This is a genomic window from Shewanella sp. SG44-2, from assembly GCF_014164215.1.
GTDB classification, from domain to species: domain Bacteria; phylum Pseudomonadota; class Gammaproteobacteria; order Enterobacterales; family Shewanellaceae; genus Shewanella; species Shewanella frigidimarina.
Genome location: NZ_JACJEU010000025.1, coordinates 47,142 through 63,515, shown reverse-complemented (window position 1 = coordinate 63,515; position 16,374 = coordinate 47,142). Strand labels below are relative to the sequence as shown.

The following is a 16,374-nucleotide window of genomic DNA, read 5'->3' as shown; positions in this document are numbered from 1 at the left end:
TATGCCAAGATGATGGCGCTTCGTTATTGGCAGATGCTAGCAGTGAGTACGACTTATCGAAAGTCAGTGTGCAGCGCTTTAACGGCGTGCACCCAGCTGGATTAGTCGGTACTCACATTCATTTCCTATTACCAGCCAGTATTGAACGCCAGGTGTGGCATGTAGGTTATCAAGACGTGATTGCCTTCGGCAAACTGTTTTTAACCGGTGAATTGTATACCGACCGTATCGTCGCGCTAGGCGGGCCTAATGTATTAAAGCCTCGTTTAGTGCGTACCCAGTTAGGCGCAAAGTTAAGCGAATGGGTAAATGGTGAAATTGACCAGCGACAGTCGCGCATTGTGTCTGGGTCATTATTGTCAGGCCATACCGCTGCAGATGTGTACGACTTCCTAGGTCGATTCCATAATCAAATAAGTGTATTGACTGAAAATGAACGTCAAGAGTTGTTGCCTTGGGTGCGTCATGACAGCAGCAAATTCTCACTTACCGGCATCATGATGTCAGGTTTTAGTCGCACCAAAAAACTGTTTGATTTCACCACTAATGCTGGTGGGTCTCCGCGCGCCATGATGGCGTTTGGTCAACTGGCCCGCGTTATGCCGCTTGATATTTTACCCATCTTGTTAGTACGTGATTTAGTGGTGCGTGATACCGATGAGGCACAACTACTTGGTGCATTAGAGCTAGATGAAGAAGATTTAGCGTTGTGCACTTTTGTGTGCCCAGGAAAGTATGACTTTGGTAAAGAACTTCGTGCTTGCCTAGATATTATCGAGAGGGAAGGTTAATGAGTCAGCAACAGAAAAAGCCCAGCAAACAAGACAGCTATTACGCTCATGGCGACTCGATGCGCAGCTATTTACGTTCGTTGTGGATAGCCAATGGTCGTAGCACCAAAGGTGATGTGCATATTCGTGATGCGATTGATGTTAAGCGCACCATGCACATTGTGGGCATGTGCTTATTTCCTGCAATGTTATTGGGCATGTACAACATTGGCCTGCAGGCTCAAATAGCCATTATTGCCGGGGCAACACAGCCGGATGTATGGCAACTTGCCTTTTATAACTTACTGTTTGGCCCACTTACGCAAAGCGCTGGTTTAATCAGTTTGTTTGCCTATGGTGCCAGTTTTTATGTGCCATTTTACTTAACTGCGTTGGTGGTCAGTTTGGTGTGGGAAGTGGTGTTTGCCAAAGTGCGTCACCAAGAACTGCACGAAGGCTTCTTTATCACCGCGTTATTGTTCTCACTCATTTTACCTATCTCTACGCCGTTATGGATTGTGGCCTTGGGCCTTAGTTTTGGTGTGGTCGTGGCAAAAGAGATGTTTGGTGGTATGGGTTACAACTTTTTAAACCCTGCACTGGCGGGATATGCATTTATTTATTTTGCATACCCAACAGAGGTGGTGTCATTAAGCCAGTTTGTAGCGGTTGATGGCTTTTCTGGTGCAACGACGCTAACCCTTACCGTGGCTAAAAAATTAAGCTTTATCGATGTGAGCTGGTTTAGCGTATTAAGCGACAGTACTTGGTGGGATGCCTTTTTAGGCTTTACCCCTGGTGCCGTTGGTGAAACCAGTACCTTAGCCATTCTTATTGGTGGTGGTATTTTACTGCTTACCCGCGTAGCTGATTGGCGTGTGGTAGCCGGTGTGATGCTAGGTATGATCATTACCGTTTTGTTGTTTAACTATTTCGGTTCTAGCAGAAATCCTATGTCGGCAATGCCGTGGACATGGCATTTAGTCACTGGTGGTTTTGCTCTGGGTATGATGTTTATGGCCACCGATCCGGTAACGGCGTCATATACCCGCAAGGCTAAATTTGCGTTCGGTTTTATGATTGGTTTTATGACCATTATTATTCGTTTACTGAATGCCAAAATGCCAGAGGGCATTATGCTAGCCATTTTGTTTACTAATTTATGGGCACCGTTGTTCGACTATCTAGTCGCTCAAGCTAATATCAAACGGAGACTAAAACGTCATGGCCTTTAAGAAAGATTCAGTCGCTGGAACAATGGTTTTTATCATCATTTTAAGTCTAGTTTGCTCATTTATGATCACCGGTACCGTGGAGATTTTAAAAGAGCGTAAGTTGGCTAAAAAGCGCGAAGAAGTGCAGCAGTTTGTGTTAAAAGCTGCGGACATCGACATCAGTCAAGGTGACTTTAGCGAGTTATTTGCCCAACGAGTAAAGCCTAAGATGGTTAACTTAGCGACAGGCAAGGTAACTGAAAAAGCCAATTTACTTGATTTTGATGAGCGCATGGCATCGATTAACCCAGAAACCTCTTCTAAACCGAAAAAAGACACCGCCAAAATTAAAACCATGGCGAACGACATTCGTATTTTTGAGGTGTATGACACCAATGGCCAACTTGCTAGCATTGTGATGCCTATTTATGGCAAAGGTTTGTGGTCGATTATTTACGGTTACATGGCGATAAAACCAGACTTAAACACCATTGAAAACATCGTGTTTTATGAGCATGGCGAAACCCCTGGTATTGCTGACTTTGTTACCGACCCACAATGGTTAGCACTATGGAAAGGCAAAAAGCTGTTTAATGAAAAAGGCAAAATTGCCATTAAGGTTATTAAAGGCGGCGCTAAAGACGGCGACATTCACGGCATCGATGGTGTTAGTGGTGCGACGCGCACGGGCGTAGGTATTCAACGCTTAGTCGAGTTTTGGTTTGGCGTCGAAGGGTATCAAACCTATCTACACACGTTAGCTGCGGAGGGTAAGTAAATGAGTCGTGCTATTTCAACTCGTGAGATCCTAACATCGCCAATTATGGCTAATAACCCTGTAGCAATACAGGTATTAGGTGTGTGTTCGGCATTAGCGGTCAGTAATTCGATGCAAACTGCATTCGTCATGACACTTGCTGTGACCTTTGTGTTGGTCTTTTCTAACTTGATTATTTCAAGTATCCGCAATTTTATTCCTAATAGTGTGCGGATTATTGCGCAAATGACGGTGATTGCCTCGTTGGTGATTATTGTCGACATGGTGTTACAAGACGTGGCGTATGAATTGTCAAAACAGTTATCTGTGTTTGTCAGTTTGATCATCACTAACTGTATCATTATGGGCCGAGCTGAAGCCTTTGCGATGAAACATCCGCCTCATTTAGCCGTATTTGATGCCTTGGGCAATGCTTTAGGTTATGGCTTAATTTTAATGGGCGTGGCGTTTATTCGTGAGCTGCTGGGGCGTGGTACTTTGTTTGGTCACAACATATTTACCACTATTGAAAATGGCGGTTGGTATCTTGCTAATGAAATGTTCACTTTACCACCCAGCGCGTTCTTTTTAATTGGCGTGATGATTTGGGTCATTAAAATCATTCAGCGTAAGCGCGGATAAGGAAACAGCATGGAACACTATATTAATTTATTTATCCAAGCGGCGTTTATCGACAACATGGCGCTGTCATTTTTCTTGGGTATGTGCACCTTTTTAGCTGTGTCGAAAAAGGTCTCTACTGCATTTGGCTTAGGCATTGCGGTGATTGTGGTCATGGTGCTGGCTGTGCCATTAAACCAAATTATCTACGTCAATATCTTAGCGCCAGGCGCATTAGCTTGGGCTGGGTTTCCTGAGCTGAATTTAAGCTATTTACAGTTGATTACCTTTATTGGGGTCATTGCTGCGTTGGTGCAAATCTTAGAAATGTTTTTAGACCGTTATATTCCAACTTTATATCAGTCATTAGGGATCTTTTTACCGTTATTAACGGTGAACTGTGCCATTTTTGCTGGGGTCATTTTTATGGCCAACCGTGACTATAACTTTACTGAGTCTGTGGTGTTTGCGTCAGGTTCTGCCGTGGGTTGGGCGATGGCTATTGTGTTATTAGCGGGACTTCGTGAACGAATGAAGTTTCATGCTATTCCTGATGGGTTGCAAGGCATTGGGATTACCTTTATCACCACCGGCTTAATGGCTCTGGGCTTTATGTCATTTGCGGGCATTACGTTATAACGCATTGAAGAGAAGGGTTATTTAATGGAAATGGCAATAGGTATTGGCATGTTTACCATAGTGGTAAGTTTGCTAGTGGTGGTGATTTTAGCTGCCAAACGTAAGTTAGTGAACACCAATGATGTCACTATTAGCATTAATGATGACGCTAGTAAAAGCGTGCAAACTCCTGCTGGTGATAAGTTATTGGGCGCCTTGTCTGGGCAACATATTTTTATACCATCGGCGTGTGGCGGTGGTGGTACATGTGGACAATGTCGCGTAAAAGTGAAAGCCGGTGGCGGTGATATTTTAGCGACCGAACTTGATCATATTTCAAAAAAAGAAGCCAAAGAAGGTTGCCGTTTGGCATGCCAAGTTACCGTGCGAACCGACATGGAACTTGAGATTGATGAAGAAATTTTTGGGGTTAAAAAATGGCAATGTGAGGTTATTTCAAATAATAACCAAGCGACATTTATTAAAGAGCTGTTATTAAAAATTCCCGACGGTGAAGATGTGTTGTTTAAAGCCGGTGGTTACATTCAAATTGAAGCGCCTGCGCATAAAGTGCGTTATGCCGATTTTGATATTCCTGAAGAGTATCGTGGCGATTGGGTTAAATACGGTTTATTCGATTTAGTGTCTACCGTTGATGAAGACGTATTACGTGCTTATTCAATGGCAAACTACCCTGATGAAAAGGGTACGATTATGCTAAACGTGCGTATTGCAACGCCGCCTAAAGCTGGTTTACCGCCAGGAAAAATGTCGTCGTATATTTTTAATTTAAAAGCCGGTGATAAGGTAACGATTTCAGGACCATTTGGTGAGTTTTTTGTCAAAGAAACCGATGCTGAAATGGTATTTGTTGGTGGTGGTGCGGGTATGGCACCGATGCGATCGCACATATTTAACCAATTAAAAAGTGTTAAAACCAAACGTAAAATGAGTTTTTGGTATGGTGCTCGCTCAACTCGTGAAGTGTTCTATCAGCAAGATTTTGATCAACTAGCCGCTGAAAACGACAACTTTGTTTGGCATGTTGCTTTGTCTGATCCACTACCTGAAGATAATTGGACGGGTTATACCGGCTTTATTCATACCGTGCTGTATGAGAATTACTTGAAACAACATAAAGCGCCGGAAGACTGTGAGTTTTATATGTGTGGTCCTCCGATCATGAATGCGTCAGTGATAGCCATGCTAGAAAGTTTGGGTGTCGAGTCTGAAAACATCTTGCTAGATGATTTTGGTGACTAAAGCTGCTGATCATTGGCTAATTTAGGTTTGCTAGCCCATGCTTGGTCATTCATATTTACTCATCAAAGTGCTGCTTAGCACCTGTAAATAAGCATATGAACTGAGCGTATCAATAAAAAATCCCCATACTGTCATTGACGGTTGGGGATTTTGTAGCAAATAAGCCTAAGTCTATATTAATGTTCAGAACACGCTCGATAACGCATTACTTCAGCTTTGTTAAAACTAAGCACATTACCGTTTTGTTCAGTAAACAGTAAGTTTTCGCGAGCATAACGCTTAATCGTAGTAGGGCTTTTGTCGAGTATTTCACAGACTTCATTTAAGGTTAAATCATTATCATCACTCATTCCTATTCTCCTTACGTTATGGTTACTTTGACTCGTCTTATGTCGTTAGCATTGAACATTAGAGGTGTATTAACTTGTCATAAAGCAGCATAGTTGTCGAGAGTAGTATTATTAATAATGACAGCGATGCATCATGGCATTAGTGATAATTTGATGCGTGGGAGCAACCTGAGGCTTCAAAGCCACTTGGTACATCGACTCAGCTACCGTTTGTGCGTTAATGGGCTGATATTTTCGTAGCGGACCGATAAATAGAAACGATAAACCACCAAAAAGGGTTTGACCAATATCTTCCATAAAACGGCCATTATCTCGTGGTCCTAATAATAAACTCGGTTGAAAAATATTAAGTACCGGTAACGATAGCGCCTTAAGTGATAGCTCTACTTCGCCTTTGATCCGGTTATAAAACACCGTTGATTTAGCATCCGCACCTAATGCAGTCACCACCATAAATTTAAGAGAAGGATTTGCTTGAGCTTGGATCAGTTTAGCAAAAGCCAATACGGCTAATTTATCGACTTGAATAAAAGCTTCTTCACTGCCCGCCTGTTTGATTGTGGTGCCTAAACAGCAAAACGCATGATCCACTTTTTCTGCTAATGTCAGCTCATGTATTTCGTCAAGTTGACAGCAAATGAACTGCACTTTTTCAGCACCAAATTGATGTTCGACCAAATTAGGTGCTGAACGGCCAATAACCAATACTTTACTATAATGTTCACTTTCAATGATGCGAGTAAGTAAGGTATTCCCCACTAAACCCGTCGCACCTATTATTGCTGCAATCATATAATCCTTTAGAAAGCTAAACCGACTCGCTAGACTCTAATCTGTCGCTCGAACGGTTTCAATAAGAATATTTTGATAGCAATTATTATCCTGTTTGTTAGCTTAGAGTTATTACAAAAAATAGTGATAATTGAAAAATGCGTTTTCAATTATCACTACAACATAGCCAATACCAATAATTAGGATGGATTATGACCCAAGCGCATTTACCGTTAACTGATTTTATTGAATATTCCCCAGATGAAATGCTCAAGCGGGCACAAGATAATTACCAGCAAGTTAAACGACGACATTCAATACGGGCATTTTCTGATAGAGCTGTACCGCAAGCCATTATTGAACAGTGTATATTAGCTGCGGGCACAGCACCCAATGGTGCTAACCATCAGCCGTGGCATTTTGTGGCGATAAATAGCCCGCAGATAAAAGCGCAAATTCGTCAACAAGCTGAGGCATTAGAGCAAGCATTTTATGCAGGTCGCGCTGGAGAAGAATGGTTAGATGCATTAAAACCGTTAGGCACCAATGCCGATAAACCGTACTTAGAACATGCGCCTTGGCTGATTGCGGTGTTCAGCAAAAAACGTACTGAAGGTCTGGTGAACAGAAGAGTAATTATTATGTACATGAGTCAGTGGGGATTGCGACTGGCTTTTTAATTCAAGCATTACATCACGCAGGCCTCGGCACATTAACGCATACGCCAAAACCGATGAGTTTTTTAAGTAAAGTGTGTGGGCGCGACAATGATAATGAACGTCCGTATATGCTTATCATTGCTGGGTATCCTGCCGATGACGCGACCATTCCACAGCATGCTATGGATAAAAAAAACCTTAATGAGATTTGTAATTTTATTTAATGGTCTTCACTGTTAGTCTATGTCCGTTTATAAAACGACCACTGATAACATGATGGTTGGTAAGAATATTGTTGGTAAGAATATTATTGATCTGAATGATCGCCGTTAGAAACGTATTAAAAGGAGTTAATATGAAATTGTTAAGTTCGTTGTTGGTTGGCACTCTAGGCGGGATAGTCTCCATGCTGGCAGAAGCTGACGATGCTCAATCAACCTTAGGCCACTTAGTCAAATTATCGATAACACACAATGATAACTCTATTGGGTTAAGTTGCTTGCCGAGGACTGAAGCCGCGGGGGAAACAGCTGATTGGGTGATTGAGTGTAACCGTTTAGCTTATCAATATTTAATCAGCCAAACTGGCGAAGGCATTGAGTTTAATCGCCAAGTGAATGAAAAGCCTTTTGGTATGGCTGCCGATTTTATGGCGAAAACCTTGATGACGGATCCATCAGGATTTAAGGCGGTCAATATTGCGCAAGAATTTGAGTTTACACATAAGAAAACCTAACCGCCTCTTTCAAGGTATCTATTTTGCCTATTTTTCTGAATACATAATTAACCCGCTATAGCTGTAATAATGCTATAGCGGGTTAATTATGTATTGGTCATTGGTAGTTAATCGGTAGCAACTGTCATCATTTATATAACCTAAACGATTACCTAAAATCAGTCATATAACGATGGTGTGTCTTCAGTGGGACGTGTTTTAAAACGACGATGAAGCCACATGTATTGAGCTTTGTTGCGGTTAATCAGTTGCTCTACAATCTTGTTACCACGAATAGCGTCATCAGTTTCATTGTCGCCGGGGAAATTCTCTAAAGGCGGCATGATTTCAAGGGTGTAGCCTTTATCATCGCTATTACGCTCAACAAAAAAAGGCACCACATTGGCTTTACCTAGCCTCGCCAATGAGGTTGCGCCAGTAATGGTGGCAGCATCGGGTACGCCAAAAAAGGGAATAAACACAGCGCTCGAACGACCAAAGTCTTGATCGGCGGTATACCAAATCACGTCAGGACTGCGCAAACTGCGGATCATTTGGCGCACATCACGCTTAGGCACTAAGCCTTTGTTTGAACGCAAGCGACCTTTAACTTGTAAGTATTCCATCACCGGATTGTTATGGGGACGATACACGCCAATTCCCGGAGCAAACTGGCCAAATATACGCGCGCCCATTTCAAGCGGTAAACAATGCACCGCAAATAAAATCACCCCTTTGCCATTGTCTAAACTCTGACTAACATGCTCAGTGCCTTTAATGGTCATGTGCTGTTGCACGCGCTCATTTGACCACCACCATGCGTTAATGGTGTCAAATACTGCTTTTCCGGTTTCTTCAAAAGTACGCTCAAGCAATTGTTGCTTGTCTGCATCACTCATATCAGGAAAGCATAAATCGATGTTACGCTTAGCGGTGTGGGTTCTTCCGCCTGCAACTTTCATGACTAATCGACCAATGCCACGGCCAATTTTCATTTGCCAAGACAGAGGTAATAGCAAGCTTAAACGCATTAAACCGACGCCAAACCACATAGGCCAATGTTTAGGATGATATAAATCAGAAGAAAATTCGGCTTTCTCGACCACGGACAACTCGTCTAGTTCACAAAAAATTATTTGTTATTCTAACTCATATTTAGATGAAAATTAGGTACAATCACGGTTAAATTTTTACAAGACAGCGAATACACTATGAAGGTTTCTCTCCCAGCTTTTGAAAATGCGCGCGTTTTAGTGATTGGCGATGTGATGTTAGATCGCTATTGGGTAGGCCCTACGGGACGCATTTCACCCGAAGCCCCTGTACCTGTTGTTAAAATTAATCAAATTGAAGATAGACCCGGCGGCGCCGCCAACGTGGCATTAAACATTGCGACATTAGGTGGACATGTCCAGTTAGCGGGCATAGTAGGCCAAGATGAAACCGCACAAGCATTAACCCAAGGGGTAAAAGTGTTTGGCGTTGAACCGCAATGGTTAACGGTAGCAGACAAGCCGACAATTACTAAATTACGGGTATTGTCGCGTAATCAACAGTTAATCCGCTTAGATTTTGAAGAGAAATTTGATAAAGCGACTAGCCAAGCATTATTCGCGCAAAGCGAAGCCATTTTAGATAATGTCGATGTATTGGTATTGTCAGATTATGCCAAAGGCGCCATTGATGAGCCAAAGGATTTTATTGCTAAAGCGCGAGCCAAAGGGGTAAAGGTTTTAGTTGATCCAAAAGGGCATGATTTTGCTCGTTATCATGGCGCGTCATTAATCACCCCAAATATGAGTGAATTTGAAGCGGTTGTCGGTACGGTAACCAGCGAAGATGATTTAATCGAAAAAGCCCAGAAACTGATCAAGTTGCACGACTTTGAAGCTATTTTAGTAACTCGCTCAGAAAAGGGCATGACGTTAGTGTCGCAAAACCAACCAGAATTGCATATTCCAACCGTTGCACGTGAAGTTCATGATGTTACGGGCGCTGGTGATACGGTGATTTCTGCTTTAGCGACCTCAATTGCTGCGGGTGCTTCGTTAGCGCAAGCTTGTGCGATAGCCAATACTGCCGCGGGTGTGGTTGTGGGTAAACTAGGCACTTCAACGGTTAGCCGCATTGAACTGATCCAAGCGTTAGCCCTTAACCATGGCGAGTCTGGTTTTGGGGTAATGACAGAAGATCAATTAGCTTATGCGATGGATCAGGCACGTTTACGCGGTGAGCGTATTGTAATGACTAACGGTTGTTTTGATATTTTGCATGCTGGGCATGTGAGCTATTTACAACAAGCCAAAGCATTAGGTGATCGTCTTATTGTTGCTGTAAATGATGATAGCTCGGTGACGCGCTTAAAAGGCCCTGGACGTCCTGTTAATCCTGTCGACCGTCGTATGGCTGTTTTAGCGGGCTTAGCATCGGTTGATTGGGTGGTGCCTTTCACTGAAGACACACCACAACGTATTATTACCCGATTATTGCCAGACTCCTTAGTTAAAGGCGGCGATTACAAAGTGGAAGATATTGCTGGTGGTGCTGAAGTGATAGCGGCAGGTGGCAAGGTTGAAGTGCTCGGATTTGAGGACGGTGTATCAACAACTGCAATAATTCAAAATATTATGTCACAAAAATAGTTGATGCTTAGATACTGGCAACGGTCATTACTCAAGTTATTAAGCTGTAGCGTTGTTTGCGCACCGTTATTCGTTTGTTACTTTGTTAATGCCAGCCAGCTTATTACGTCTCAGTCTGTGGTTAAAAATCAACTAAAAACCACAACAGTTATGGTTGAAGATGGCTTGGCGAGTGATAACATTCGCCAAGCTTATTTTATCCCAATAGCAACCAAACAAGCGCTAATATGTTCTTTATCTACACTGGTAAGGTGTATTGCGTTACTCCCTGCTTCATTACAACAACAAACGGCTTTTTCAGCTGCCAATATTCGCCGCGCAGTTGGACGTAAAAGTGCGATGGTGCTGGTTGCTGAACATCAAAAAATAGCAGGGGTTATTGTTATTAATCCAGCTAACAATATGGCTGAGCAAAGTGGCGCTATTGGCTTAAAAACTTATCAGTTACCATTAGCCAACCAAATACAATTAACCTTGTGGCACGAAATCGGTCATTTATATAACATTGCACTACAAGGCAGTATTTTACCCTCCTCTTTAACAGAATATCAGCATGAATGGCTAGCGGATTTGTATCTGTTATGGCGTATTGCGCAGCATTATCAGCAGCTCGATTTAGCATGGCAACAGTTCCATCGCCGAAATCTGGCGCTTATCAACGACAGTGGTAATTTGTCGCATTGGAGTGCGCCTCAACTTCAAATAGTGCTCGGTCATTATGATGCTCAGCAATTGCAGGATTTTACTCACTATGAGGATTTTTTAATGGCGGTTTATCCATTAATGCCGGCGTGGTCGCCGCGTGACATGACTGAGTTTTCTAGCTTAGTTCAGCGCACTTTTAGCGCGGTTCAATCTTTGCCAGGGTATATGTTTTGGCGTCAACCGGAGCTAATTGAAGTGTTGTCTCCGACCTTGGAAAGGTTAATGGGTAAGGCAGAAACACAGCGCTGGCTGACAAATCAATTCTTAACCGAAAAATAATATGTAAATTTTTGTTACGTGTTTTTATCACTTCTTACTGCTCATTAAATGGTGATTTTTTATAACCTTTGATTTTAAAGGGTAAATAAATAGTTATCGCGATAATGTTCTGTTTTATCCTGCCTTTCTGGATAATGTACGGTTAAAAATGTTGTAAGTTTGCTAATTCTTAGCAGAATTTTCTGGTTTGGTCTGGTAAGCTCTTGCACCAAAATAATTAGAGAGACCAAGTTTATGGCCAAGCGTTCACGAGTTGAAACTGAGTTAACCGTTAACCAAATTTTAGATGAAGCCTTTAAACAAATCCTCACGATTGGTTTTGAGGCGATGTCTTATACTACGCTGTCTGCTGCTACTGGTGTCAGCCGAACTGGTATCAGCCATCACTTCCCGCGTAAAACAGAATTCTTAGTGCGTTTAGATCAACGTATTGGGCAGTTTTTTATTGAAGGATTAGATTTTTCTTCGATAGCAGCGCTAGAGCAATCATGGGCTGAAGTTATGAAACAACCTGAACGTAAAGCCGTTTTACAACTGTTTTTCAGTTTATGTGGTAGTAGTGACGAAAGCATGAAAATACTCAAGTCGCTTAATATTGTCATCGAAGCTGCTGTGAGTCATTTTGCTGATGTTGGGCGTAAATGTGTTGAGCAACTTATCGGCAATAGTGCATTGGCATTATTACAAGATGTGCCATTACAGCAAGAGTAGTCACTGATTTAAATTCACTAGCTTGCTACAAGCACCAAAAATTTTGGCTATTTAAGTTTTACCCTGTAAGTAACAAATTGATATTAAAATTGACATTATGATCAATACGATATCGAACTGAACATTCCATATTGGTATCTGAGCATTCAACATGTTGGACTGCTTAGATATCATTATGGAATGGTATATTGTGAGCGATTGAACATCGCTCACGTATTATGGTTTACGCTAACTTTCTGCTTTCATATCTGTCACACATTTGCTGCGCTTGCTCGTCATCAAAAGCACGCAAACCGCTTAATACTAAAGTTTTGATTCCGCTACCTATCACTTTGCCTTCGCTTTGCAGTTCAAAGGTGAGGGTGACATCGCCACGCTTACCATCAATGGCTAAGTCTTGTTTGATAAGGTGCAAACTGATGGTGCTGAAATCAAAATGATCTAAATGAAATGACATGCTTTCATAAATTACTAATGGGCGATCAGGATTAATCATGACCTTGTATTGCTTCATCATTGGCACAAGTACATGGGTAAAGTTCAATCCTGAAAAAGCGACATAGCTTTTAATAAATGCCGCTGTTTGTATATCACATTGGCACACTTCACCCTGACGTTCGATATGCAGATATTCTTTGCCTTTGGTGTCGCTAATGCTGAATTTATTGGCCACATTTTTATCGACGTGAAGCTCAACGTTGTCACCAACCATGCCGGCAAACTTAAACTGCATGTTTTGGCTTAGGCCGTATTGGGTCAACACTAGTGCAAATAATAAATCGCCAGGGACACAAAAGCGTTTAGCGCCCACATCATGAATAGGGTTGAAATCTCCAGCGATTTTTTTGGCGAAGTCACTGGCTTGTTGAGCCGAAATAAACACACTTTGATCTTGCTTAGTAAAATAAGGTGATAAAAACATAAAGAATAATTCTTATTAGTCAGTAGTAAGCCATATCACAAGGCATGATTGTTAATGATAACGCGATAACAATGTAGGCTAATGCGAGACTAGGTTAGTGATAAAATCCATTAATGAGCGAGAGTTTACTGCATGATGGCAAATAAACTCACCCGATGACTATAAACATCCTATGCTGAGATTAACGACAAGGTGTCTTTAGTGTACTAATTCTGTTTCGCCGCTGTCATTAGCGACGAAATAAGTCGAACATGCTCTTTGTATTACAACAGTATACCAATATTATTTGGTACCTTTACTCGAGATTTTGTTTTGAATAACAAATCAACTTAGTTGGCAGCATATCCTGAAAACGAATATAAAGTGATATAAATTATATTTTCAGTGTCATTCATATCAAATTTCAGCGTCATTTACATCGACTTAATGAATATCAAACCGTTCTTTGTTAGCGCTCTGCTAAGTATTGAATGGCAATAGATTAGATATTTATCCGTCTTTCACCTTGTTAGCAAACGAGATAACCGCTCTGACATTACCGCTTTGAATAAACTCATTGTATGGATTTATCCCAAGTTTTATCTGGAGTTGAGCATAAGTAAAAATACTGGTGAGAGGATATATCGGTTTTACCCTTGTAATGGGCATTTTTTTCACAAGACCTTAGCGCAGTTGGTGATGATTTAAGGCTTATATGAGGGGCTTATGTGAGAGCTTATGTTGGCATTTTTAAGCGAGCAAAAGTAAATTTTCTAGTTTTTTAATCCTCTTACCAAAATAAGAAGTTATGTTTACCGTGTTTTTTAATGCTGTACATGGCTTTATCTGCTTGCTCGCAAACATTGGTAAACTCATCTAATTCATCAAATAAACTGATCCCAATACTGAGGCCTACTTTAATGCTTTCACCCTCTAATTCGATAGGGTGTTGATAGTGCGACAGTAAGGTTTTAGCCAAGGTTGTTAGTCGTTCCACATCGTTACAATGGGCTAAAATGACAAACTCATCACCACCAAAACGTGCCACATGATGTAGTGGGGTTTGTGTTGTGTCTGGCGTACTAAAGAGTTGATCGCATATTTGAGCTATATCGTTGGCAATATGGATTAATAAACTATCGCCATATCGATGGCCTAAGTGGTCATTAATTATCTTAAAACCGTCCAAATCGATAAAGCACAGCGCGCCTTGATGTGTACTGTGAGTGCTTTTTCCTTGTTCAAAGGCAGCAATGAGTGCATTTCGATTGAGTAAATTAGTTAACGGATCACGATGAGCGAGTTTGGCTAAATCTTGTTCGTAGCGCTTTTCTTGGGTGACATCAATATGAGTGCCCATAATACGCAGCGGTTCACCGTTAATACCATACTCAATAATACGTCCACGGTCAGATACCCATGCAACAGTGCCATCTTTATGTACCATACGATGCACGGCTTGATAAATTTCTGCGTTACCGGCTACATGACTTTCAAAGGCTTGTATTACCCAGTCTTTGTCTTCCGGGTGTAGATTGTTTTTCCAGCTGCTGATATGAGCTGGTAACTCTTCACGAGTAAACCCGAGCAGATGGCCCCACTGCTGATTAAAAATAGTCAGGTTCCCGGTGGGAATATGTTGTTCCCATAGACATAAACCAGTGCCATCAAGCGTAGCGTTGAGTTGCTCGTTTACTCGTTTATTTAATAGAGTAAGTCGATTGTTCTCATTCTCTAGTTGCTTGATTGTCTGCTTATGCTGCTCTAGTTCAAGCTGTAATTGAGTAATGATGTCCTGCTGTGCCATGGATAGCTGATAATCCTTTGAGTCCAATTGACCCAGTTTAGCTGGTTATTAAACAAAAAAACACCAGCATTAGTTGCTGGTGTTTTGTTCGTCACAAAGTTGATTTATAAGGCTTTAAGGATTGCTTCTACACTGTCCTTCGCATCGCCAAACAACATTTGGGTATTGTCTTTAAAGAACAATGGATTTTGTACACCGGCATAACCGGTGTTCATTGAACGTTTAAAGCCAATCACGTTTTGCGCTTTCCAAACTTCTAATACTGGCATGCCAGCAATAGGGCTAGTTGGATCTTCCATCGCCGCTGGGTTAACCGTATCGTTAGCACCAATCACTAGCACTGTATCTGTACTGCTAAAGTCTTCGTTGATTTCGTCCATTTCTAACACGATATCGTAAGGCACTTTAGCTTCAGCCAACAGTACGTTCATGTGGCCTGGCAAACGTCCAGCAACAGGGTGAATACCAAAGCGAACTTTAATGCCCATATCACGGAGCTTTCTAGTAATTTCAGCCACCGGATATTGTGCTTGAGCCACCGCCATACCATAACCTGGAGTGATGATGACTGAATCAGACGCTTTTAGCATATCAGCGACATCTTCAGCGGTTGTTTCACGGTATTCACCGACGGTATCATCGCCTGATGCTGCAACGGCATCATTACCAAAACCACCGGCAATAACAGAAATGAACGAGCGGTTCATGGCTTTACACATAATGTAAGACAGAATCGCACCCGATGAGCCCACAAGCGCACCAACAACAATCAGTAAGTCATTAGATAACATGAAACCTGCTGCTGCTGCTGCCCAACCCGAATATGAGTTCAGCATGGAAACCACAACTGGCATATCTGCACCGCCAATTGAAGCCACTAAATGCCAACCAAATGCGAACGCGATTAGGGTCATCAAGATGATTGGTGTCACTGCACCACCAGCCTGAACGAATATCACCATGAGAATAAACGACACCACAACGGCCAATAAATTTAATTTATGACGATGAGGTAGCATTAATGCTTTTGATGAAACCAAACCACGTAACTTAGCAAAGGCCACAATCGAACCTGTGAAAGTGACAGCACCAATAAAGATGCCTAAAAATACTTCCACTAAGTGAATGTTAAGCATTGCACCGGTTAGGTGCTCAGTTTGTTGGGCTTTGCTTGCTTCTGCAAATGCCGCTCTGGCGGTTTCTAGTGTTGTATTGAGGTCTTGCCCCAATACCACAACAATTTCAGACACTTCGTGTGGTTGGATATCAATAAAGCTATTAAAGCCCACTAATACCGCTGCGAGACCCACAAAACTGTGCAAAATCGCGACTAGCTCTGGCATTTCAGTCATTTCGACTTTTAATGCTAAGCGAATACCAATTGATCCACCAATGACCATGGCGAGAATAATCCATTCTACGCCGCTTGTGGCAGGGTTGAGTATGGTTGCAATAAGCGCAATCGCCATACCAATAATGCCAAATAAATTACCATTTTTAGCGGTTTCTTGTTTTGATAATCCAGCTAAGCTGAGAATAAAAAACACCGCGGCAATGATATAAGATGCTGTAACCAGTCCTTGAGACACGA

Annotated in this window: 15 protein-coding genes and 2 pseudogenes; 11 read left to right on the top strand and 6 right to left on the bottom strand. The window is 41.9% G+C overall.

Annotated elements, in window-relative coordinates:
* The 6 genes and pseudogenes from H5181_RS16115 to nqrF form a co-directional block, all read left to right on the top strand.
* Window positions 1-791: pseudogene (locus H5181_RS16115) on the top strand (Na(+)-translocating NADH-quinone reductase subunit A); the annotation flags it as partial.
* On the top strand, window positions 791-2,005 hold the full coding sequence (locus H5181_RS16110) for an NADH:ubiquinone reductase (Na(+)-transporting) subunit B (RefSeq protein ID WP_011638649.1): 1,215 nt from the start codon (window positions 791-793) through the stop codon (window positions 2,003-2,005). The pseudogene H5181_RS16115 and the gene H5181_RS16110, both read left to right, overlap by 1 nt.
* Window positions 1,995-2,762, top strand: coding sequence for a Na(+)-translocating NADH-quinone reductase subunit C (locus H5181_RS16105; protein ID WP_011638648.1), 768 nt, complete (start codon window positions 1,995-1,997; stop codon window positions 2,760-2,762). Before H5181_RS16110 ends, H5181_RS16105 begins: the two co-directional genes overlap by 11 nt.
* Entirely contained in the window at window positions 2,763-3,383 is a 621-nt protein-coding gene (locus H5181_RS16100; protein ID WP_011638647.1) for an NADH:ubiquinone reductase (Na(+)-transporting) subunit D, read from the top strand. It begins immediately after the preceding gene.
* A gap of 9 nt (window positions 3,384-3,392) precedes the next feature.
* Window positions 3,393-4,001: an NADH:ubiquinone reductase (Na(+)-transporting) subunit E gene (gene nqrE / locus H5181_RS16095; RefSeq protein WP_011638646.1), complete on the top strand. Its 609-nt coding sequence runs from the start codon at window positions 3,393-3,395 to the stop codon at window positions 3,999-4,001.
* Window positions 4,002-4,025: 24 nt separating this feature from the next.
* The gene (gene nqrF, locus H5181_RS16090) at window positions 4,026-5,243 is read left to right on the top strand and encodes an NADH:ubiquinone reductase (Na(+)-transporting) subunit F (protein ID WP_011638645.1); all 1,218 of its coding nucleotides are present in this window, start codon (window positions 4,026-4,028) and stop codon (window positions 5,241-5,243) included.
* A 176-nt stretch (window positions 5,244-5,419) separates the two neighbouring features.
* Here the strand turns inward: nqrF and H5181_RS16085 are convergent, their stop codons facing one another.
* Entirely contained in the window at window positions 5,420-5,593 is a 174-nt protein-coding gene (locus H5181_RS16085; RefSeq protein WP_011638644.1) for a helix-turn-helix domain-containing protein, read from the bottom strand.
* Between the two features lie 111 nt (window positions 5,594-5,704).
* Window positions 5,705-6,385: a nucleoside-diphosphate sugar epimerase gene (locus H5181_RS16080; protein WP_011638643.1), complete on the bottom strand. Its 681-nt coding sequence runs from the start codon at window positions 6,383-6,385 to the stop codon at window positions 5,705-5,707.
* 191 nt (window positions 6,386-6,576) lie between these two features.
* On the opposite strand from H5181_RS16080, the pseudogene H5181_RS16075 reads away from it, so the two are divergent.
* Both H5181_RS16075 and H5181_RS16070 read left to right on the top strand, forming a co-directional pair.
* Window positions 6,577-7,247: pseudogene (locus tag H5181_RS16075) on the top strand (nitroreductase family protein).
* A gap of 131 nt (window positions 7,248-7,378) precedes the next feature.
* Window positions 7,379-7,759, top strand: a complete 381-nt coding sequence (locus H5181_RS16070) for a hypothetical protein (RefSeq protein WP_182751515.1) — start codon at window positions 7,379-7,381, stop codon at window positions 7,757-7,759.
* Window positions 7,760-7,917: 158 nt separating this feature from the next.
* On the opposite strand, the gene H5181_RS16065 is transcribed toward H5181_RS16070, so the two are convergent.
* A complete protein-coding gene (locus tag H5181_RS16065; protein ID WP_182751514.1) occupies window positions 7,918-8,844 on the bottom strand; it encodes an LpxL/LpxP family Kdo(2)-lipid IV(A) lauroyl/palmitoleoyl acyltransferase in 927 nt (308 codons plus the stop codon).
* A gap of 105 nt (window positions 8,845-8,949) precedes the next feature.
* Here H5181_RS16065 and hldE point away from each other — a divergent pair, with 105 nt between their 5' ends.
* The 3 genes from hldE (at window position 8,950) to H5181_RS16050 (ending at window position 12,075) form a co-directional block, all read left to right on the top strand.
* Window positions 8,950-10,380, top strand: a complete 1,431-nt coding sequence (gene hldE, locus H5181_RS16060) for a bifunctional D-glycero-beta-D-manno-heptose-7-phosphate kinase/D-glycero-beta-D-manno-heptose 1-phosphate adenylyltransferase HldE (protein WP_182751513.1) — start codon at window positions 8,950-8,952, stop codon at window positions 10,378-10,380.
* Window positions 10,381-10,383: 3 nt separating this feature from the next.
* Window positions 10,384-11,364, top strand: a complete 981-nt coding sequence (locus H5181_RS16055; protein WP_259397067.1) for a hypothetical protein — start codon at window positions 10,384-10,386, stop codon at window positions 11,362-11,364.
* Window positions 11,365-11,598: 234 nt separating this feature from the next.
* Complete coding sequence (locus tag H5181_RS16050) at window positions 11,599-12,075, top strand: TetR/AcrR family transcriptional regulator (RefSeq protein WP_011638637.1); 477 nt, start codon at window positions 11,599-11,601, stop codon at window positions 12,073-12,075.
* Window positions 12,076-12,298: 223 nt separating this feature from the next.
* Here the strand turns inward: H5181_RS16050 and H5181_RS16045 are convergent, their stop codons facing one another.
* From H5181_RS16045 to pntB, 3 genes are all read right to left on the bottom strand, one after another.
* Complete coding sequence (locus H5181_RS16045; RefSeq protein WP_011638636.1) at window positions 12,299-12,997, bottom strand: DUF3581 domain-containing protein; 699 nt, start codon at window positions 12,995-12,997, stop codon at window positions 12,299-12,301.
* Between the two features lie 769 nt (window positions 12,998-13,766).
* On the bottom strand, window positions 13,767-14,783 hold the full coding sequence (locus tag H5181_RS16040; RefSeq protein WP_011638635.1) for a sensor domain-containing diguanylate cyclase: 1,017 nt from the start codon (window positions 14,781-14,783) through the stop codon (window positions 13,767-13,769).
* Window positions 14,784-14,887: 104 nt separating this feature from the next.
* Window positions 14,888-16,372: a Re/Si-specific NAD(P)(+) transhydrogenase subunit beta gene (pntB, locus tag H5181_RS16035; RefSeq protein WP_011638634.1), complete on the bottom strand. Its 1,485-nt coding sequence runs from the start codon at window positions 16,370-16,372 to the stop codon at window positions 14,888-14,890.
* Between the last annotated feature and the right edge of the window lie 2 nt (window positions 16,373-16,374).